This window comes from Shimia sp., assembly GCF_022448905.1.
Classification (GTDB): Bacteria; Pseudomonadota; Alphaproteobacteria; order Rhodobacterales; family Rhodobacteraceae; genus Shimia.
On record NZ_JAKVCW010000001.1, the window covers coordinates 159,209 to 178,799 of the forward strand.

Genomic DNA, 19,591 nt, shown 5'->3' on the forward strand with positions numbered 1-19,591 from the left:
CCGAGGTAATGAAACGTCCTTGCGCGATGCATACAATTGTATGCCGAACGTGAGGCCAGCAAGCGGAAGGGTGGACGTGTCCGAACCAGCTTCGATCTCCTCCGGCATTGCAGAACGCTATGCCGCCGCGGTCTTTGAGATCGCACAAGAGAACAATGCGCTGAGCGAATTGGAAACCAGCATCGACGGTCTGGGCGCGGCACTTGCCGACAGCGCCGAGCTTGTTGATCTGATCAATTCGCCGCTGATCAGCCGCGAAGAGCAAGGTGCTGCGATCTCCGCAGTGGCAAAGAAAATGGGTGTGCAGGACGTTCTCGTGAACGTGCTGGGCCTGATGGCTGAAAAACGCCGCCTGTTTGTTCTGCCACAGCTGATCGAGCAACTGCAGGCAATGATTGCCGAGAACAAAGGCGAAGTGACCGCGGATGTCACCACCGCCAAAGCTTTGACCAAAACCCAGAGCGAAAAGCTGGCAAAAACGCTGGCAGCACGCGTGGGCAAAGATGTCAAAATCAACGCGACCGTCGACGAGAGCCTCGTGGGCGGTCTTGTAGTTAAAGTGGGCTCGAAGATGATCGACACGTCGATCCGCTCCAAGCTTGCTTCCCTCCAGAATGCAATGAAAGAGGTCGGATAATGGGTATCCAAGCAGCCGAAATCTCTGCGATCCTTAAGGAGCAGATTAAAAACTTTGGCCAAGAGGCCGAAGTGGCCGAAGTCGGCCGTGTGCTTTCCGTCGGTGACGGTATTGCGCGCGTCTACGGTCTGGACAACGTTCAAGCCGGTGAGATGGTTGAATTCCCTGGTGGTATTCAAGGCATGGCGCTGAACCTTGAGAACGACAACGTTGGTGTCGTTATCTTCGGTTCTGACCGTGACATCAAAGAAGGCGACACTGTTAAGCGCACCAACTCCATCGTGGACGTGCCAATCGGTGAAGGCCTGCTGGGCCGCGTTGTTGATGGTCTGGGCAACCCGCTGGACGGCAAGGGTCCAATCAAAGCGGAAAAGCGCGGCGTTGCAGACGTCAAAGCGCCTGGCATTATCCCACGTAAATCCGTTCACGAGCCAATGGCGACCGGCCTGAAGTCCGTTGACGCGATGATCCCAATCGGCCGTGGCCAGCGTGAGCTGATCATTGGTGACCGTCAGACTGGTAAGTCTGCTGTGGCTCTCGACGCGATCCTGAACCAGAAGTCTTACAACGAAGCCGCCGGCGACGACGAAAGCAAGAAACTGTACTGTGTATACGTTGCAGTTGGTCAGAAGCGCTCCACCGTTGCGCAGCTGGTGAAGAAGTTGGAAGAGTCTGGCGCAATGGAATACTCCATTGTTGTTGCAGCGACCGCTTCCGAACCTGCGCCTCTGCAGTTCCTGGCGCCTTACGCCGCGACCGCGATGGCAGAATACTTCCGTGACAACGGCAAGCACGCGCTGATCATCTATGATGACCTGTCCAAGCAAGCTGTTGCTTACCGTCAGATGTCCCTGCTGCTGCGCCGCCCACCAGGCCGTGAAGCGTACCCAGGTGACGTTTTCTACCTGCACTCCCGTCTGCTTGAGCGTTCCGCGAAGCTGAACGAGGATTTCGGTGCTGGCTCGCTGACCGCGCTGCCAATCATTGAAACTCAGGGTGGCGACGTTTCCGCGTTTATTCCAACCAACGTGATCTCCATCACCGACGGTCAGATCTTCCTGGAAACCGAACTGTTCTACCAAGGTATCCGTCCTGCTGTGAACACCGGTCTGTCGGTATCCCGTGTGGGTTCCTCGGCGCAAACCAAAGCGATGTCTTCGGTTGCGGGTCCGGTTAAGCTGTCTCTGGCTCAGTACCGCGAAATGGCTGCGTTTGCGCAGTTTGGTTCCGACCTTGACGCCGCAACCCAGCAGCTGCTGAACCGTGGTGCACGTCTGACCGAGCTGATGAAACAGCCGCAGTACTCCCCGCTGACCAACGCGGAAATCGTCTGCGTGATCTTCGCAGGTGTGAACGGCTACCTCGACAAAATCGAGCTGAGCGACGTTGCACGCTTCGAAGAAGGTCTGTTGAACTTCCTGCGCAGCCAGAAGGCCGACCTGTTGGCATGGATCACCGACGAAGATCCTAAGATCAAAGGTGACGCCGCAGACAAAGTGAAAGCCGCGCTGGACGAATTCGCAGCTGACTTTTCATAAGGGGTTCGGACAATGCCTAGTCTGAAGGACCTAAAAAACCGGATCGAGAGTGTGAAAAACACTCGTAAGATCACAAAAGCCATGCAGATGGTTGCCGCGGCGAAACTTCGCCGCGCGCAGGAAGCTGCTGAGCAGTCGCGCCCATATACAGAACGGTTTAACGCCGTTCTGTCCGGGCTCGCGGCCTCGGTTGGCGGCTCCGAATCTGCACCGAAGCTGCTTGCAGGCACCGGAAGCGATCAGACCCACCTGTTGGTGGTGATGACCGCGGAACGTGGTCTGTGTGGCGGTTTCAACGCAAACATCGCTAAGTTGGCACGTGCGAAGGCTGAGGAACTGAAAGCCGCGGGCAAAACCGTCAAGGTTCTGACCGTTGGCAAGAAGGGCCGTGACGCCATCAAACGTGATTTGGGTGATGACTTTGTAGGCCACGTTGACCTGACTGAGGTTAAGCGCGTGGGTTACGATGACGCTCAGGGCATTGCCCGCGACATTCTCGTACGCTTTGACGCGGGTGAGTTTGACGTGGCCACGATCTTCTACGCGAAGTTCGTGAACGTTGTGAGCCAGATCCCAACCGAACAGCAAATCATCCCGGCCTCTTTCGAAGAGCAAGCGGATGGCGCAAGCACTCTGTATGACTACGAGCCCAGCGAAGAGGCCATTCTGGCTGACCTGCTGCCGCGCGGTGTCGCGACACAGATCTTTGCAGCGCTGCTGGAAAACGGTGCCTCTGAGCAGGGCGCGCGGATGTCCGCAATGGACAACGCTACCCGCAACGCAGGCGACATGATCGACAAGCTGACCATCGAGTTTAACCGCTCGCGTCAGGCTGTGATCACCAACGAGCTTATTGAAATCATCTCGGGCGCTGAAGCGCTCTAAGAACCGGAGACGAAACATGGCAAACGCAAAAGGTAAGGTGACTCAGGTCATCGGCGCTGTTGTCGACGTGCAGTTCGACGACTCTCTGCCGGAGATCCTGAACGCACTGAACACCGAAAACAATGGTAAGAAACTGGTTCTGGAAGTTGCCCAGCACCTTGGTGAAAACACCGTTCGTACCATCGCAATGGACGCGACCGAAGGTCTGGTTCGTGGCGCCGCAGTGGAAGACACTGGCGCTCCGATCTCGATCCCGGTTGGTAACGCGACCCTCGGTCGTATTTTGAACGTGGTTGGTGAGCCAATCGACGAAAAAGGCCCAGTGGAAACGGACGAAACCCGTGCCATCCACCAGCCAGCGCCTGAGTTCGCTGAGCAGGCGACTGAGTCTGAAATCCTGGTGACCGGTATTAAGGTTATCGACCTTCTCGCGCCTTACTCCAAAGGTGGTAAGATTGGTCTGTTCGGCGGCGCCGGCGTGGGTAAAACCGTTCTGATCATGGAACTGATCAACAACATCGCAAAAGTGCACTCCGGTTACTCGGTGTTCGCGGGTGTTGGCGAGCGGACCCGTGAAGGTAACGACCTGTACTGGGAAATGATCGAATCCAACGTTATTAAGCCAGACAACCTCGAAGAGTCCCAAGTGGCTCTGGTTTACGGCCAGATGAACGAGCCTCCCGGTGCGCGTGCCCGTGTTGCTCTGACCGGTCTGACCCTGGCGGAACAGTTCCGTGACCAATCCGGTACCGACGTTCTGTTCTTCGTGGACAACATCTTCCGCTTTACCCAAGCGGGTTCCGAGGTGTCCGCGCTTCTGGGTCGTATCCCATCCGCGGTGGGCTACCAGCCAACCCTGGCAACCGACATGGGCGCGATGCAGGAACGCATTACATCCACAAAGTCCGGTTCGATCACCTCGATCCAGGCTGTGTATGTTCCAGCGGACGACCTTACCGACCCTGCACCAGCAACCACCTTTGCGCACTTGGATGCGACCACGGTTCTGAACCGTGCGATCTCCGAGCTGGGCATCTACCCAGCGGTTGACCCACTGGACTCCTCTTCCCGTCTGATGGACCCATCGGTTGTGGGCGAAGAGCACTATCAGGTGGCCTTTGACGTTCAGGGTATCCTCCAGCGCTACAAGTCGCTGCAGGACATCATCGCCATCCTCGGCATGGACGAACTGTCGGAAGAAGATAAGCTGACCGTTGCGCGGGCGCGTAAGATCCAGCGTTTCCTCTCTCAGCCGTTTGACGTTGCGAAGGTCTTCACCGGTTCTGACGGTGTTCAGGTGCCTCTGGAAGACACCATCGCGTCGTTCAAAGCCGTTGTGGCTGGCGAATACGACCACCTGCCTGAAGCAGCCTTCTACATGGTTGGCGGCATCGAGGAAGTGATCGCAAAAGCCGAAAAGATGGCTGCTGAAGCGGCTTAAGCGTTGTCGATTTGAAATGACTCGCCTGGCGCAAACTGAAATCACAGATTTCAACGCGCCAGGCGAGACAGTCACTTTCAATAAATCGAAACGCTAGTAGGAGGCCCGAAATGGCAAACGTGATGCAATTTGATCTGGTTAGCCCTGAACGTAGCTTGGCTTCGTTTGAGGCAACCGCCGTGAAGATCCCTGGTGCGGAAGGTGACTTGACCGCCATGCCAGGCCACTCTCCGCTGCTGACCTCGCTGCGCCCTGGCGTGGTGCGTGTTCAGACCGCAGACGGTGAGAAGGATTTTGTTGTGACCCGCGGTTTCGCGGACATCACAGCAGACTCGATCTCGGTGATCGCAGAGCATGCGCACAAAGGCGAAGACGTGACCAAAGCAGATCTTGAGGACGTCATTGCTGACGCCCGCAAAGCTGCAGCGGAAGCGCCTGAAGAGCACAAGGACGGCGCAGAGAAATTTGTCGCAGACCTTGAGCAGCTGATGCACGACATGGTCTGATCCCACACGGATCACACAGATTAAGAGGCCCCGCCGACACAGGCGGGGCCTTTTGCTTTGATCAGGCCGAAAAGGCCTTGAAAGCGACGTATTTGGATTACAGATTGGCCGACGATGAAACGGATACGAAATAATTACGTCGGAGTGGATCAAGGGGATGAAGCCCTGTTTTCTGACTTTGAGACCGATGGCGAGATGTGGACCGGTAACGGGACTCGGGAACGTCGCAAGCTCATTAAGTTTTCTGCCAAATACCGCGTCCCCCCGACCGTCCAGGTGAGCCTGTCGCTGTGGGATATGGACCCGCAGGCAAATATCCGGGCTGAAGTGGTGGCCGAAGAAGTGACCAACCTCGGATTCCATTTGGTGTTTCGCACCTGGGGCGACAGCCGCGTGGCACGCGTGCGCATGTCCTGGTTGGCGATTGGCGAACTGGCCTTTGCTGATGACTGGGTGATCGAGGACTGATCTCGGCCCAACCTTCTGGAAAAGAGAACGCCCTGCCGGAGGAAAGCAGGGCGTTTTGTGTTTGATCTGGCGTGAGTGGTGGGAGGATCAGCGCAAACGCAATCCGGTGTCAGGATCAAACAGATAGAGACGTTTGGTCGGAATTGAGAGGCCCACGGTTTCGCCTTCGGAGCTGCGGGAGTCGCCGCGTTCTTCGACGATCAGGCGCGTGCCATCTTGCGCAGCGAGGTAGCAGTAGGACACGCCGCCAAGCGCTTCGGTTAGGTCGATGGTCAACGCGTCAGACTTGTGGTCCAGTTCGATATGTTCCGGGCGTGCGCCAACGGTGACTTTCGAGAGGCCTGCCGGCAGGGCGATCGGGCTGTCCTGTGGCGTGGAGAAGGCTGGGTGCACCAGCTTTCCGTCTAGCACGTCACATACCAGGAAATTCATGGACGGGGAGCCGATGAAACCGGCGACAAAGCGGTTGTCAGGGTCGCGGTAGAGGTCAAGCGGGGCGCCCACTTGTTCAACACGACCGTCCCGCAGCACCACAATTTTATCGGCCATGGTCATGGCTTCGACTTGATCGTGGGTCACATAGATCATGGTGGCACCAATTTCCTGGTGCAGGCGGGCGATTTCGACACGCATGTCGACACGCAATTCGGCGTCGAGGTTGGAAAGCGGTTCATCGAATAAGAAGACCTCGGGGCCACGGACAATGGCACGGCCAATAGCAACACGTTGACGTTGGCCCCCGGAGAGCGCTTTGGGTTTGCGCTTGAGGTACTGGTCAAGCTTCAGAATCGAAGAGGCTTTTTGCACCTTCTCTTCGATTTCCGCTTTGGGGTGGCCGTTCATCCGCAGGCCGAAGCCCATGTTTTCGGCAACCGTCATGTGCGGGTAGAGCGCGTAGGTCTGAAACACCATGGCCACGCCGCGTTTGGCGGGGTCCATGTGCGTCACGTCGCGCTGGCCAATATTGATCTGGCCGTCGGTGGTCTCTTCAAGGCCAGCAATCATGCGCAGCAGGGTGGACTTTCCGCAGCCCGATGGGCCGACAAACACGCAGAATTCGCCGTCTTCGATTTCCAGATCAATGCCATGAATGACCTGCGTTTCGCCGTATTTCTTGATGGCACCTTGAAGGGTTACACCCGTCATGTCGTCTCTACCTTTTGTTGTCGCGTTTCCGGGAAGCGCCAGGCTTCCGCTTCTTCGCCAATGCGTTTTGCGGTTTCCAAAACACGGGGGGCGAGGGTTTCGAGTTGGTCCAGGGATGTGCGGCTGGTTGGGCCCGTCACAGACAGCGCGCCGAGCATGCGGCCACCGTTGGATAGAATTGGCACAGCAATACAGACAATGCCGGGTTCATGTTCTTCGCGGTCAAAGGCGTAGCCGCGTGCGCGGATGGCGGCGAGTTCTTCCCTTAGGCTCTCCGGCGAATCCAAAGTGCTGGGTGTGAAGCGGTGAAAACTTTGCTGGGCGATAGCGCGGTCCAGGACATCGCCTTCGACATAGGCCAGCATGGCTTTGCCCACGCCGGTGCAATAGGCAGGGCCAACTTTGCCCGCTTGAGAGTACATCTCCACCGGCTTGGCTGCGTTGCGTTTGTCCACATAGAGGACCTGAGAGGCATCCAGTTGGGCAAGGTGCACGGTTTCGCCGGTTTCGGCCGACAATTGATCCAAATAGGGGCGCGCAATAGGCGCTAAAGAACTGGTGGTCCAGGCGGCGTGGGCCAGCCGCACCAGCCGCATGCCCATGGCGTATGTCTGGCGGTCTGGCTCATAGGACAGCATGCCTTGATTGGTTAGGGTTTGCAGGAATCGATAGAGCGTCGCCTTGGGATAAGGACTTTTTTCCTGCAATTCGCCAAAGCGTACCGGCCGCTCAAAAGCAGCAACTTGTTCAAGCACATCAAGGGCTTTGCCGACCGTTCCGTCACCAGACATGTGGTTTTTGTCTCCTCCATAGATTCCTGCAGTCGTTAGGAATCTGTTGACAACCTAGCCGACTCTGTGTGTAGATTTCAATATGTAAAACATGGTTTCAAATAATGGAACCGCAAATTGCATAATTTTGGAGACAGGGAGGAACAAATGCTTTCCAAAATGAAAACTACTGCCACCGCCGCTGCGGTTGCTTCTGCGTTTGCTGTACCGGCGTCTGCGGAACTTTCAGGCGACCTGACAATTTTCCTGGACACATCGAACCCGGCGCCGCGCGCGACGATGGAAGCGATGATTGACCGCTTTAAAGCGCAGCATCCGGGCCTGAACGTTGAAACCACGGTGATCGACCGTGAAGCTTACAAAACCCAGATCCGCAACTTCCTGACCGCAAACGCGCCAGACGTTGCCACTTGGTACGCCGCCAATCGGATGCGCCCTTATGTAGAGGCCGGTCTGTTTGAGGACGTGTCTGACCTCTACGCGGAACCAGAGATTGCCGAAGGTTTGGCCTCCACCAAAGGTGCGCTGACCATCGACGATAAGCAGTGGGGCGTGGCCTATACTTACTACCAGTGGGGCGTGTACTACCGCAAAGACATCTTCGCAGAACTGGGTCTGTCTGAGCCAACCAACTGGGAAGAAGAAAAAGCCAACTGCGGCAAGATCGTTGCCTCCGGCCGGGCTTGCTACACCATCGGTACCAAGTACCTGTGGACTGCTGGCGGTTGGTTTGACTACCTGAACATGCGCACCAACGGCTTTGATTTCCACATGGATCTGGCCGCAGGCAACGTGTCCTGGGAAGACGACCGTGTGAAGCAGACTTTCATGAACTGGAAAGAGCTGATCGACATGGGCGGCTTTATTGCTGACCACCAGACCTACAGCTGGCAGGAAGCGCTGCCGTTCATGGTGAACGGTGAAGCGGCCTCTTACCTGATGGGTAACTTTGCCGTGGCACCGCTGCGCGAAGCGGGTCTGACCGATGATCAACTGGACTTCTATCAGTTCCCAGTCATCAACCCAGATGTTGAACTGTCTGAAGACGCGCCGACCGACACCTTCCACATCCCTGCAAACGCGAAGAACAAAGAAGCCGCACGCGAGTTCCTGCGCTTCGCCACTTCGCCTGAAGAGCAGACCATCATCAACAACGGTAAAAACCTGGGTCAGCTGCCTGTAAACGCTGCCTCTTCCGTGGATGATGATAAGTTCTTGCAGCAGGGCTTCCAGATGCTGTCCTCCAACTCCACCGGCGGTGTGGCTCAGTTCTGGGACCGCGATGCGCCGGCAGAAATGGCGAAAGTGTCCATGGAAGGCTTCCAGGAGTTCATGGTCAAGCCAGACCAGTTGGACAAGATCCTGGCGAAGCTGGAGCGTGCGCGCGGCCGTATCTACAAGTGATGACCCTGTGTCAGGACATCTACGTGTCCTGACATGTCATCTTTTCGGCGAGGCGGGGGTATCCTCCGCCTTTCCACCCTCAATTATCGGGTTCACTTATGACCGTATCTTCAGACATTCCTGAAACCGAAAGCTGGTTCCACCGCAACCAACAGCGCATTGCGCCGTGGTTGTTCCTGGCGCCAGGCATCCTGTTCTTTGCGGTCTATGTGATCGCGCCGGTGTTTCAGTCTTTCAATCTCTCGCTTTATGAGTGGGATGGGTTGGGCGAAAAGACCTATGTGGGGATGCGTAACTACGAAGATCTCTATTGGGAGTATGTGGATCGAGACGCCTTTTTTACGTCGTTGAAAAACAACGTGCTGTGGCTGTTTCTCTACCTGCTCGCCATTCCCGCTGGCCTGTTCATTGCGCTGTTTCTGAACCAGACTGTGCGTGGCATCCGCATTTACAAGTCTCTGTTTTTCTTCCCCTTTGTGATCTCACAAGTTGTGGTTGGCCTGGTGTTTACCTGGTTTTATGACCCGACCTTTGGCCTGCTGAACACCATGCTGGGCTGGGTCGGCATGGGGCCGATCAATGTCTTGGGCAATGAAAACCTTGTGACCTATGGCATCGTTGCCGCTGGCCTGTGGCCACAGACGGCCTATTGCATGATCCTCTACCTCACCGGATTGAACGCAGTTGATCCAGAGCAGATCGAGGCCGGGCGTTTGGATGGGGCCAAAGGCTGGTCGATGTTGTGGAACATCATCCTGCCGCAGCTGCGTCCAGCGACGTTTATCGCCTTTGTGGTGACCATCATTGGCGCGCTGCGCTCGTTTGACCTGATCTCCATCATGACGCAGGGCGGCCCGTTCGGCAGCTCGCGCGTGCTGGCCTACTATATGTTCGAAGTGGCTCTGTCGGAATATGGCTTCCGCATGGGCTATGGCGCAGCCATCGCGGTGGTGCTGTTCCTGATTATGCTGTGCTTCATCACCTACTTCCTGTGGTCGATGTATCGCGAAGAGAAGGGGCACTGAGATGTTTCCGAAACCGATCGAAAAGCAATCCCAGGCCGCGCAGGTCGCGTACAAATCTTTGCTTCCGGTGGCCTTGGCGTTCTGGCTGGCACCCTTGCTGGCCGTGGCGCTGTTTTCCGTAAAGCCGGATGCCGATTTCACCTCAGGCAACTACTGGGGGCTGCCGTCTAGCTTTGAGGGCGCGGCCAACTACGGTCAGGTGTTCTTCAACTCGGATATGCCACGTTACTTGCTCAACTCGTTTATGATCACGGTGCCAACAGTGATTGGGGCGGTGGCGCTCAGCGCGATGACAGGCTTTGCACTTGGCATCTATAAGTTCCGCGCCAACCTGTGGATTTTCTTCATGTTTGTCGCGGGCAATTTTGTGCCGTTCCAAATTCTGATGGTGCCGGTGCGCGACCTGACACTTGAGATGGGGCTTTACAACACCAAGACCGGCCTCGTGCTGTTCCATGTGGCGTTCCAGACCGGATTTTGCACCTTGTTCATGCGCAACTTTATCCGAGCGCTGCCGTTTGAGCTGATCGAGGCGGCGCGGGTTGAAGGCGTAAGCGAATGGCGCATCTTTTGGTACGTGGTGCTGCCGCTAATGAAGCCAGCTTTGGCCGCATTGTCTGTGCTGATCTTCACCTTCATCTGGAATGACTACTTCTGGGCGGTGGTGTTGACCCAAGGCATCGAGAGTCAGCCAGTAACCGCAGGGATCACCTCGTTTAACGCACAGTTCCGGGCGGCGTATCACTTAATGAGCGCGGGCTCGATTGTGGCGGCTCTGCCACCGGTGGCGATGTTCTTCCTGATGCAGAAGCACTTTATTGCTGGTCTGACGCTCGGAGCCGTGAAGTGACGCAAGACACACAAACCTGGCGCATTGATGCGCCGGGTCAGACCTTGGTTCTGGCCTCAGATGGAGGCGTGCCCAGCGCGCTCTACTGGGGGGCAGCTTTGCCAGTAGGGCAAGACCTCACGGAAATTGGCCTGATCGCCGCGCGGGATGTGACCGGCGGGATGATAGACCGCTTGCCAGATGTGTCGCTGTGCCCGGAAGCGGGACAGAGCTTTCAGGGACAGGCGGGGGTGGTGGCCTATCGTGACGGTCAGCCGCTGTATCCTCGGTTCTCGCTGGTTGAGACGGATGGCGCACGGTTTGTGTGTCGTGATGAGGCGCTTGGGCTGACGATCACCTTTGCGTTTGCCATTGAAGGCGACGTGATTGCGGCACGCACAACGCTGGAGTCTGAAGCGGAGATCTCCGTGCATCATCTGGCTGCGCCGGTGATGCCGGGACCGCAATATGGCGAAGAGATTTTGGATTTCTCTGGGCGATGGATCGGCGAGTTTCAAATGGAGCATGCGCCGTGGCGAGCGGGCATTCATATGCGCGAAGCGCGTGGTGGCCGCTCTGGGCATGAGCATCCTCCGATTGCTTACTTTCCAGAACATGGGGCACAAAACACCGCAGGTACGGTATTCGCCATGCACTATGGCTGGTCCGGCGGGCATGTGATGTATGCTGAAGAACTGCCGGATGGACGTCGGCAGATTCAGTTTGGTCATGCCACTGGGACCCGCGCCAGCGGGCAGGTTTTTGAAACGGCAAAACTGTATTTGTCTGTTTCAGAGAGCGGGCTAAATGGCTGTGCAACCGCGTTCCAGCGGCATTTGCGCGATCACGTGGTGACCTGGCCGCATCCAGAGCGGCCACGGCCGGTGCACTACAATTGCTGGGAAGCAGTGTATTTTGACCATGATGTCGAGGTTCTGAAGGACATTGCAGAGCGGGCCGCAAAACTGGGTGCGGAACGGTTTGTTCTGGACGACGGCTGGTTTGGCAAGCGCGATGACGACACCAGCTCGCTGGGCGATTGGGATATTGATCCGCGCAAATGGCCGGATGGTCTGACGCCGATCATCGATCACGTGAAATCGCTGGGCATGGTTTTTGGTCTCTGGTTTGAGCCGGAGATGGTCAATATGGACAGCGACCTGGCGCGCGCGCATCCGGAATGGGTTTTGGGGCCAGTGGATCAGGTTGAAGGTAGGCAACAGCGGGTATTGGATGTCAGTAATTCAGAGGTGCGTGACTATCTCTACGATAAGATTGCTGCCGTGCTGTCCGCACATGACATCGACTACATCAAATGGGATCACAACCGATTGCTGCCGGTCGCAGATGCAGCGCAAGCGGACGGTGTCTACGCGCTAATGGGACAGTTGCGGGCCGATTTTCCAGAGGTTGAGATCGAGAGCTGCGCCTCCGGTGGGGGACGCATTGATGCCGGTATTTTGGAGCACACGCAGCGGGTCTGGTTGAGTGACAGCAATGACGCGCTTGAGCGGTTGCGGATTCAGCATGATGCGGCTCTGATGCTGCCGATGGCGATCACCGGCAGCCACGTGGGGCCACGCCATTGCCACACGTCGGGGCGGGTGCATGACATCCGTTTCCGTGCTTGGGTCGCGGCGCAGCGGCACATGGGATTTGAAATGGATCCGCGCGAGTTGACTGAGGAAGAAGCAAAGGTGCTGTCGCGCGTTACGGCCTGGTGGAAAAGCAATCGCGACTGGCGGCAAACAGCGGACATACTGCGCCTGGACGTTGCGGATCCAAGCGTTATTGCTGAGCAGCAGCTATCCCAAGACAAACAGCGGTTTGTGGTGTTTGCGGGCAAAGCATCGACCGGCACACAAATCATGCCGCGCCCCTTACGGCTTACCGGTTTGGAGCCGGATGCCACATATGAAATTGAGCTGATCAATCGGGATGAGGCGCATCATTTGTCGCGCCGCGAGATGCCGTTGAAAGACGGACCCGTGACCTTGAGCGGTCAGCTATTGATGCAACACGGTCTCATATTGCCTTGGTCCTTTCCGGATCGGATGTGGGTGATCGAAGGAAAGAAAAAATGAGCAAGAAGCGTCGTTCCCAGCATTGGTATGGCAAGCTAGACAAGGACGGGTTTATCCACCGCAGTTGGATGAAGAACCAGGGGTTTCCGGATCACGCGTTTGATGGGCGTCCGATCATCGGCATCTGCAACACCTGGTCTGAGCTGACGCCGTGTAACTCCGGTCTGCGGACCTTGGCGGAAGGTGTGAAACGCGGTGTTTGGGAGGCTGGCGGCTTCCCAGTGGAGTTCCCTGTGATGTCGCTGGGCGAAACCCAGATGAAACCCACGGCGATGCTGTTTCGCAACTTGCTGGCGATGGATGTAGAAGAGAGCATCCGCGCCTATGGTATCGATGGCGTTGTGTTGCTGGGCGGCTGTGACAAAACCACGCCGGGTCAGTTGATGGGCGCAGCGTCGGTCGACTTGCCAACTATCGTGGTGAGTTCCGGTCCAATGCTGAACGGCAAGTTCAAAGGCAAGGACATTGGCTCTGGCACGGATGTTTGGAAGTTCTCTGAAGAGGTGCGCGCGGGGGAGATGACCCTGCAAGACTTTATGAACGCCGAAAGTGGGATGAGCCGCAGCGCGGGGGTGTGCATGACAATGGGCACCGCGTCGACTATGGCCTCACTGGTCGAGGCGATGGGCATGGCGCTGCCAACCAACGCGGCACTGCCTGCGGTGGATGCGCGGCGGATGGCTTTGGCGCACCTGACCGGCAAACGGATTGTGGAGATGGTGGACGAGGATCTGAAGCCGTCCGACATCCTGACCAAAGAGGCGTTTGAGAACGCCATTCTGGCCAATGCCGCTGTGGGTGGGTCCACCAATGCGGTGGTGCACCTGCTGGCGCTGGCCGGACGTGTGGGTGTCGATCTGACACTCAAAGATTTTGAGATTGGCTCCGAGATTCCGCTGCTGGTGAACTGCATGCCGTCGGGCAAGTATCTGATGGAAGATTTCTGCTACGCCGGTGGCGTGCCTGCTGTGCTGAGCCAGTTGAAAGAGCATGTGCGCCCAGCGAACACCGTATTGGGCAAGGACATTGCGGCCCATCACGATGGCGCGGAAATCTACAACGACGACGTCATTCGCCCGCTAGACAACCCGGTGAAACCGGCGGCAGGCCTGCGGGTGTTGCGCGGCAACCTTGCCCCCAATGGGGCGATTGTGAAGCCGTCTGCGGCTACTGATCATCTGCTGGAGCATGAGGGCGAGGCTTATGTTTTTGAGAACATCGAGGATCTGAAAGCTAACATCGATAAACCGGACCTGCCGGTGACCGCCGATACCATTCTGGTGCTCAAAGGTTGTGGCCCCAAAGGCTATCCGGGCATGCCAGAGGTCGGCAATATGCCGATCCCGGGCAAGTTGGTGAAAGAAGGTGTGCGCGACATGATCCGCGTGTCGGATGCGCGGATGTCTGGCACGGCTTATGGCACGGTGATCCTGCACGTGAGCCCGGAGGCACAGGCCGGAGGCACTCTGGCGCTGGTGAAAACCGGGGACCGGATCAAGGTGTCTGCCTCGGGCGGCGTGCTGGAGTTGCTGGTGGATGAGGCGGAGCTTGAGGCGCGTCGCGTGGCTTGGGAACCGGATCCGGAACATTACACTCGCGGTTATGCGAAACTTTACTACGACCATGTGTTGCAGGCCGATAAGGGGGCCGATTTGGATTTCCTTGTGGGCAAAGACACGCGGCTTGTCACACGGGAGAGCCACTGATGACCAGTACAATTTTTCCTGATCTGAAAGGTAAATCCGTCTACATCACCGGCGGGGCCAGCGGCATCGGCGCAGCCTTGACGGATGGGTTCATGGCGCAGGGGGCGAAGGTGGCGATCATCGGGCGCTCAGCGGCAGACGACTTCATCGCGGAGATGGAGACAAAACACGGCGCGACACCTCTGTTTATGCAGGGGGACATCTCCGACATACCGCGCCTGCGGGAAACCATTCAGCAAGCGGTTGGGGAGCATGGCGGCTTGGATGTGTTGGTGAACAATGCCGCTAACGACCAACGCCACACGCTCGATGAGGTGGACGAAGAGTTCTATGACTGGATGCAGGCGGTGAACCAGAAGGCCTATTTCTTTGCTTGTCAGGAAGCGGCACGACAGATGGATGGCAGTGGCTCGATCATCAACTTCAGTTCGATCAGCTACATCATGGGCAACGCTGGCTATCCGATCTATACCAGCGCCAATGCGGCGATCACTGGCATGACACGCTCACTGGCACGGGAGTTGGGGCCAAAGGGCATCCGCGTGAATGCGCTGGCGCCGGGCTGGGTATTGACGCAAAAGCAGCTTGATATGTGGGCAGACCCAGATGCACTGGCGGCGCATATGGAGCGGCAGTGCTTGAAAGAGCATTTGACGCCGGAAGATATGATTGACCCCACGCTCTATTTGGCGTCAAACGCCAGCCGAATGATGACGGGGCAGTGCATGGCCGTTGACGGCGGCGTTGTGGTATCGGGATAAGATATGTCTGTGCAAGCACAATGGATTGCGGTGGATTGGGGCACGTCAAAGCTGCGCGCCTATGCCATGGAGGGCGAGAGGCTGTTAGCCACGGCGCAGTCGGACAAGGGCATGGCGAAGTTACACGCTGGCGGGTTCGAAGCGGCTTTGATGGAGTTGGTCGAAGGCTGGCTTGGCGACGGTCCGACAGATGTGATTGCGTGTGGAATGGTGGGCGCGCGTCAAGGCTGGGTTGAAGCGCCTTACACGGCTGTGCCTGCGCCCGCGCTGGCGCCACAGCCAGTGCTTGTGCCTGACACGGATGCGCGGTTGCGCGTGCATGTGGTGCCCGGTTTGAAACAGCCAAAGCCCGCGGATGTGATGCGGGGAGAAGAGACGCAGATTGCGGGGTTCCTATCGCGCAACGCGAACTGGGATGGCGTCTTGTGCCTGCCAGGCACGCACACCAAGTGGGCGCATGTCAGCGCCGATGAGGTGGTGAGTTTCCGAACTTTCATGACGGGCGAGCTGTTTTCGCTTCTGAGCAAGCATTCTGTGCTGCAGCACTCGGTTGGTGAGGGCTGGGACGCGGAGGCTTTTGCGGCGGGCATGGATGTGACTCTGTCGCGGCCGGAAAACCTCGCCTCGGAACTGTTTGGCATTCGCGCCAGTGATCTACTGAATGCGACGCCTTCTGCGGCGGCGCGGTCCCGCTTGTCGGGACTGCTGTTGGGGGCGGAACTCGCGGCATCGCGACCGTATTGGCTGGGACAACAGATTGCGGTGATCGGAGAGCAGCAGCTGTCCGACGTTTATGCAGAGGCCCTGAAGGCCCAGGGCGGTTGGGTGACCGTTGTGGACTGTCAGGACATGACACTTGCGGGGCTGTCGGCCGCGCGCAACCTTTTGGGATAACAACATGAATCGGTCGATTATTGCCATCTTGCGTGGGGTGACCTCGGGCGAGATTGAAGCCATGGCGGACGCCATCATTGCAGCGGGTATCGATAAGATCGAGGTGCCGCTGAACTCGCCTGATCCATTGGCGAGCATTGAACTTTTGGCGAAAGGGTTTGGGGATCGGGCGCTCGTAGGGGCAGGCACGGTGCTCGATGTTGCGCAAGTGGATGCGGTCGCGAGTGTTGGCGGGAAGCTGATCGTTTCGCCTAACTGCGATACCGAGGTGATTGCACACACGGCCAAACTGGGACTGGAAAGCTGGCCGGGCGTGTTTACTCCGACGGAGGCGTTTGCGGCTTTGAAAGCAGGCGCGACTGGTCTGAAGCTATTCCCCGGTAATATGGCCGGACCAAGTGGCTTGCAGGCCGTTCGAGCGGTGTTGCCCAAAGACAGCAAGGTGTATGCTGTGGGCGGTGCTGGTCCTGAGAACTTTGGCGAATGGATTGCCGCTGGTGCAGATGGCTTTGGCATCGGCTCCGCGATTTACAAAGCCAGTATGAGCGTGGAGGATGTGCGTCAACGGGCAGAGGCCATTGTGGCCGCCTATGACGAGGCATTTGCATGAGCACAATTTTTGATGATCGACCGTGTGCGTTGGGCGAGGGGCCGCTGTGGCATCCGGAGCGCAAGCAGCTCTTTTGGTTCGATATTGTCGGCACACGGATGCTGAGCCAGAAGGACGGCGAAGCGCGTGAGTGGCTGTTTGACGAGCATGTCTCGGCGGCCGGTTGGGTGGATCGTGACACGTTGATCCTGGCGTCTGAAACCGGCCTTTGGAAATTCTACCTCGAAACCGAAGAGCAGGAGTATCTGTGCTCTTTAGAGGCGGACAATCCGGTGACACGCTCCAATGACGGACGCGCGGACCCATGGGGCGGTTTCTGGATTGGGACCATGGGGAAAAATGCGGAACCCAAAGCTGGTGCGATCTATCGTTACTTTGATGGTGAGTTGCGAAAGCTTGTCCCCGATGTGACGATCAGCAATGCGATCTGTTTTGATAAGGCACGTGGATGCGCCTACTACACTGATACCGTGACCAAGTTGGTGATGCGCCAGGCTGTGGATGCGGAGAGCGGTTGGCCAGTTGGCAAGGCGGAGGTCTATCTTGATCTCAACGCAGACGGCCTAAACCCGGACGGCGCGGTTGTAGATGCCGTGGGTAACGTCTGGATCGCGCAATGGGGCGCGGCCCGCGTGGCGGCCTATGATCCGGACGGAAACTTCCTCAAGGCGGTCGCGGTTGGGGGGCAACACAGCAGCTGTCCAGCCTTCGGTGGGGATGACCTGACCACGCTTTTGGTGACCTCCGCCCGCGAAGGCATTGATGAAAAGACATTGGCAGAGGCGCCGGAGAACGGCATGGTCTTTGCCATAGACAACGTCGCCCAAGGGGTGGCGGAACCACGGGTGATTTTATGAAGCAAGAACTGGGCGTTTGTTATTATCCGGAGCACTGGCCGGAAGACATGTGGGCCAAAGACGCGGCGGATATGGTCGCGGCCGGCATCCGCTGGGTGCGGATTGGCGAGTTTGCCTGGAGCCGTATGGAGGCTGTACCGGGGCAGTTGACGCTGGAGTGGCTGGATCGTGCGATTGAGACGCTGGGTGCGGCTGGATTGAAAGTCGTTCTGGGCACACCAACAGCTACGCCTCCGCGCTGGATGGTCGACAAACATCCCGACATGCTGGCGGTGGACGAAAATGGCGCGCCACGAAAATTTGGCTCGCGTCGGCACTATTGCTTCAGCCACCAAGGCTATCGTGAGGAATGCGCGCGGATCACGCGCATTGTGGCGGAGCGCTATGGCAAGAACTCGCATGTGGCCGCGTGGCAGACCGACAATGAATATGGCTGTCACGACACCACAATCAGCTATTCTGAACCGGCCAAACAGGCGTTTCAGGGCTGGTGTCAGGAACGCTATGGCACGGTGGAGGCGCTCAATGAGGCCTGGGGCAATGTGTTCTGGTCGATGGATTATGCGTCCTTTGATCAGATCGACTTGCCGAACCTGACCGTGACCGAACCAAACCCGGCACATGTGTTGGCGTTCCGTCGATTCTCCAGTGATCAGGTTGTGGCGTTTAACAAGGTGCAGGCGGACATTTTGAAAGCGCACAGTGAGGCGCCGCTGATCCACAACTACATGGGCCGCATTCTGGAGTTTGACCACTTTGACGTGGGCGAAGACCTCGATATTGCGAGCTGGGACAGCTACCCGATTGGGTTCCTGTCGGATCGTCTGGAAGCGTCGGACGAACACAAGGCGCGGTTCTTGCGGCAGGGTGATCCCGACATGCAGGCGTTCCACCATGATCTCTACCGCGCGGTTGGCAAAGGCCGTTGGTGGGTCATGGAGCAGCAGCCCGGCCCCGTAAACTGGGCGCCGTTTAACCCGGCACCATTGCCCGGCATGGTGGCCTTGTGGGCGCTGGAAGCCTTTGCCCATGGCGCAGAGGTGGTGAGCTATTTCCGCTGGCGGCAGGCCCCGTTTGCGCAAGAGCAGATGCACGCGGGGCTGCAGGCGCCGGATGGTGTCGATGCGCCCGGCATGGACGAGGCACGGGCTGTGGCCGGTGTGCTAGAGATGCTCAAGGAGCAAGACACGCAACAGGCAGATGTGGCGCTGGTGTTTGACTATGCCTCTGACTGGGCCTGGAAAACGCAGCCGCAAGGCGCAGGGTTTGACTATTTCCGACTGGTGTTCTCCGCCTATCGCGGGTTGCGGCGGGCGGGGCTGTCTGTGGACATCGTGAGCGCGGCGCATCGGGATTTTACGGGCTACAAAGCGGTGTTTGCGCCGGGCCTCGCGACGTTGGACCCGGCTCTGGTTTTGGCGATTTCCGAGGCGGACGCGCTGGCCGTGATGGGGCCAAGGACCGGAGCTATCACCGAAGAGTTCATGATCCCGGCCAAAGGTCGCCCGGGTGTGCCCAACCTGGATGTGCGGGTTGATCTTATCGAGAGCCTACCGCCACAGGCTGGCATGGATGTGTCCGGCGGCGGCAAAGTGGAGCATTGGCACGAGCGCTTGTCCGGCGCGGCCGAGGTTTTGTTGAAAACCCAAGATGGTGCGGCTGTGATGATGGCGCAGGATCACCGCTGGTATCTGGGCAGTTTCCCGGATGAGGCATTGTGGGATCGTGTTGTGTCCATGGCTTGTAAGCAGGCTGGTGTTGCGATGTCACCGATGCAGGACGGCGTGCGGCGTCGTCGGTTTGGCTCCTACGAGTTTGTGGTCAACTACAACAGCTTCTCAGCCAGTGTTTCTGGCCATCGCGTGCCAGCATGTGGCGTGCTGGTGTTTGAAGGCAATACGCCGGTCGTGGCCTGTGATCTGAGTTCCAGTTAACGGGAAGTCGGCACAGGTGACTTGAAGCGGGCGGGCGAGGGCAGCGCCCGTTTTGCTTTTCAGCCTCCCGTAACG

General features: G+C 57.7%; 18 protein-coding genes. 16 read left to right on the forward strand and 2 right to left on the reverse strand.

The window, feature by feature from the left end:
• The first annotated feature begins 76 nt into the window (after nt 1–76).
• The 6 genes from MK208_RS00885 to MK208_RS00910 all read left to right on the forward strand — a co-directional run bounded on the left by MK208_RS00885 (nt 77) and on the right by MK208_RS00910 (nt 5,475).
• Complete coding sequence (locus MK208_RS00885; protein WP_294112989.1) at nt 77–637, forward strand: F0F1 ATP synthase subunit delta; 561 nt, start codon at nt 77–79, stop codon at nt 635–637.
• Nucleotides 637–2,175 carry a F0F1 ATP synthase subunit alpha gene (gene atpA / locus MK208_RS00890; protein WP_294112990.1) on the forward strand — a complete coding sequence of 513 codons (1,539 nt, stop codon included), beginning with the start codon at nt 637–639 and terminating at the stop codon, nt 2,173–2,175. The genes MK208_RS00885 and atpA overlap by 1 nt, the downstream gene beginning before the upstream one ends.
• Before the next feature lie 12 nt (nt 2,176–2,187).
• Nucleotides 2,188–3,060 (forward strand): F0F1 ATP synthase subunit gamma, encoded by an 873-nt coding sequence (locus MK208_RS00895; RefSeq protein WP_294112991.1) that lies wholly within the window; start codon nt 2,188–2,190, stop codon nt 3,058–3,060.
• 16 nt (nt 3,061–3,076) lie between these two features.
• Entirely contained in the window at nt 3,077–4,501 is a 1,425-nt protein-coding gene (atpD, locus tag MK208_RS00900) for a F0F1 ATP synthase subunit beta (RefSeq protein WP_168591619.1), read from the forward strand.
• 110 nt (nt 4,502–4,611) lie between these two features.
• Entirely contained in the window at nt 4,612–5,007 is a 396-nt protein-coding gene (locus MK208_RS00905) for a F0F1 ATP synthase subunit epsilon (RefSeq protein WP_168591620.1), read from the forward strand.
• A 114-nt stretch (nt 5,008–5,121) separates the two neighbouring features.
• The gene (locus tag MK208_RS00910) at nt 5,122–5,475 is read left to right on the forward strand and encodes an H-type lectin domain-containing protein (protein ID WP_294112992.1); all 354 of its coding nucleotides are present in this window, start codon (nt 5,122–5,124) and stop codon (nt 5,473–5,475) included.
• An 87-nt stretch (nt 5,476–5,562) separates the two neighbouring features.
• Here the strand turns inward: MK208_RS00910 and ugpC are convergent, their stop codons facing one another.
• A complete protein-coding gene (gene ugpC, locus MK208_RS00915) occupies nt 5,563–6,621 on the reverse strand; it encodes a sn-glycerol-3-phosphate ABC transporter ATP-binding protein UgpC (RefSeq protein ID WP_294112993.1) in 1,059 nt (352 codons plus the stop codon).
• Complete coding sequence (locus MK208_RS00920; protein WP_294112994.1) at nt 6,618–7,412, reverse strand: IclR family transcriptional regulator; 795 nt, start codon at nt 7,410–7,412, stop codon at nt 6,618–6,620. The genes ugpC and MK208_RS00920 overlap by 4 nt, the downstream gene beginning before the upstream one ends.
• 159 nt (nt 7,413–7,571) lie before the next feature.
• On the opposite strand from MK208_RS00920, the gene MK208_RS00925 reads away from it, so the two are divergent.
• The 10 genes from MK208_RS00925 to MK208_RS00970 all read left to right on the forward strand — a co-directional run bounded on the left by MK208_RS00925 (nt 7,572) and on the right by MK208_RS00970 (nt 19,516).
• On the forward strand, nt 7,572–8,816 hold the full coding sequence (locus tag MK208_RS00925) for an ABC transporter substrate-binding protein (protein ID WP_294112995.1): 1,245 nt from the start codon (nt 7,572–7,574) through the stop codon (nt 8,814–8,816).
• A gap of 98 nt (nt 8,817–8,914) precedes the next feature.
• On the forward strand, nt 8,915–9,841 hold the full coding sequence (locus tag MK208_RS00930; protein ID WP_168591625.1) for a sugar ABC transporter permease: 927 nt from the start codon (nt 8,915–8,917) through the stop codon (nt 9,839–9,841).
• Nucleotide 9,842: 1 nt separating this feature from the next.
• Nucleotides 9,843–10,691, forward strand: a complete 849-nt coding sequence (locus tag MK208_RS00935) for a carbohydrate ABC transporter permease (RefSeq protein ID WP_168591626.1) — start codon at nt 9,843–9,845, stop codon at nt 10,689–10,691.
• Nucleotides 10,688–12,754 (forward strand): alpha-galactosidase, encoded by a 2,067-nt coding sequence (locus tag MK208_RS00940; RefSeq protein ID WP_294112997.1) that lies wholly within the window; start codon nt 10,688–10,690, stop codon nt 12,752–12,754. The genes MK208_RS00935 and MK208_RS00940 overlap by 4 nt, the downstream gene beginning before the upstream one ends.
• Nucleotides 12,751–14,460 (forward strand): IlvD/Edd family dehydratase, encoded by a 1,710-nt coding sequence (locus MK208_RS00945; RefSeq protein ID WP_294112998.1) that lies wholly within the window; start codon nt 12,751–12,753, stop codon nt 14,458–14,460. Before MK208_RS00940 ends, MK208_RS00945 begins: the two co-directional genes overlap by 4 nt.
• Complete coding sequence (locus MK208_RS00950; protein ID WP_294112999.1) at nt 14,460–15,221, forward strand: SDR family oxidoreductase; 762 nt, start codon at nt 14,460–14,462, stop codon at nt 15,219–15,221. Before MK208_RS00945 ends, MK208_RS00950 begins: the two co-directional genes overlap by 1 nt.
• Nucleotides 15,222–15,224: 3 nt before the next feature.
• Nucleotides 15,225–16,115, forward strand: coding sequence for a 2-dehydro-3-deoxygalactonokinase (locus tag MK208_RS00955; protein ID WP_294113000.1), 891 nt, complete (start codon nt 15,225–15,227; stop codon nt 16,113–16,115).
• Between the two features lie 4 nt (nt 16,116–16,119).
• Complete coding sequence (locus MK208_RS00960) at nt 16,120–16,725, forward strand: 2-dehydro-3-deoxy-6-phosphogalactonate aldolase (RefSeq protein WP_294113002.1); 606 nt, start codon at nt 16,120–16,122, stop codon at nt 16,723–16,725.
• Nucleotides 16,722–17,582 (forward strand): SMP-30/gluconolactonase/LRE family protein, encoded by an 861-nt coding sequence (locus tag MK208_RS00965; RefSeq protein ID WP_294113003.1) that lies wholly within the window; start codon nt 16,722–16,724, stop codon nt 17,580–17,582. Before MK208_RS00960 ends, MK208_RS00965 begins: the two co-directional genes overlap by 4 nt.
• Nucleotides 17,579–19,516 (forward strand): beta-galactosidase, encoded by a 1,938-nt coding sequence (locus MK208_RS00970; RefSeq protein ID WP_294113005.1) that lies wholly within the window; start codon nt 17,579–17,581, stop codon nt 19,514–19,516. Before MK208_RS00965 ends, MK208_RS00970 begins: the two co-directional genes overlap by 4 nt.
• Nucleotides 19,517–19,591 lie beyond the last annotated feature (75 nt).

Coding starts and splice junctions, on each gene's coding strand:
- MK208_RS00955 (WP_294113000.1), top strand. CDS start 15,225: ATGTCTGTGCAAGCACAATGGATTGCGGTGGATTGGGGCACGTCAAAG.
- atpD (WP_168591619.1), top strand. CDS start 3,077: ATGGCAAACGCAAAAGGTAAGGTGACTCAGGTCATCGGCGCTGTTGTC.
- atpA (WP_294112990.1), top strand. CDS start 637: ATGGGTATCCAAGCAGCCGAAATCTCTGCGATCCTTAAGGAGCAGATT.
- MK208_RS00965 (WP_294113003.1), top strand. CDS start 16,722: ATGAGCACAATTTTTGATGATCGACCGTGTGCGTTGGGCGAGGGGCCG.
- MK208_RS00945 (WP_294112998.1), top strand. CDS start 12,751: ATGAGCAAGAAGCGTCGTTCCCAGCATTGGTATGGCAAGCTAGACAAG.
- MK208_RS00925 (WP_294112995.1), top strand. CDS start 7,572: ATGAAAACTACTGCCACCGCCGCTGCGGTTGCTTCTGCGTTTGCTGTA.
- MK208_RS00895 (WP_294112991.1), top strand. CDS start 2,188: ATGCCTAGTCTGAAGGACCTAAAAAACCGGATCGAGAGTGTGAAAAAC.
- ugpC (WP_294112993.1), bottom strand. CDS start 6,621: ATGACGGGTGTAACCCTTCAAGGTGCCATCAAGAAATACGGCGAAACG.
- MK208_RS00910 (WP_294112992.1), top strand. CDS start 5,122: ATGAAACGGATACGAAATAATTACGTCGGAGTGGATCAAGGGGATGAA.
- MK208_RS00935 (WP_168591626.1), top strand. CDS start 9,843: ATGTTTCCGAAACCGATCGAAAAGCAATCCCAGGCCGCGCAGGTCGCG.
- MK208_RS00930 (WP_168591625.1), top strand. CDS start 8,915: ATGACCGTATCTTCAGACATTCCTGAAACCGAAAGCTGGTTCCACCGC.
- MK208_RS00970 (WP_294113005.1), top strand. CDS start 17,579: ATGAAGCAAGAACTGGGCGTTTGTTATTATCCGGAGCACTGGCCGGAA.
- MK208_RS00920 (WP_294112994.1), bottom strand. CDS start 7,412: ATGTCTGGTGACGGAACGGTCGGCAAAGCCCTTGATGTGCTTGAACAA.
- MK208_RS00905 (WP_168591620.1), top strand. CDS start 4,612: ATGGCAAACGTGATGCAATTTGATCTGGTTAGCCCTGAACGTAGCTTG.
- MK208_RS00960 (WP_294113002.1), top strand. CDS start 16,120: ATGAATCGGTCGATTATTGCCATCTTGCGTGGGGTGACCTCGGGCGAG.
- MK208_RS00950 (WP_294112999.1), top strand. CDS start 14,460: ATGACCAGTACAATTTTTCCTGATCTGAAAGGTAAATCCGTCTACATC.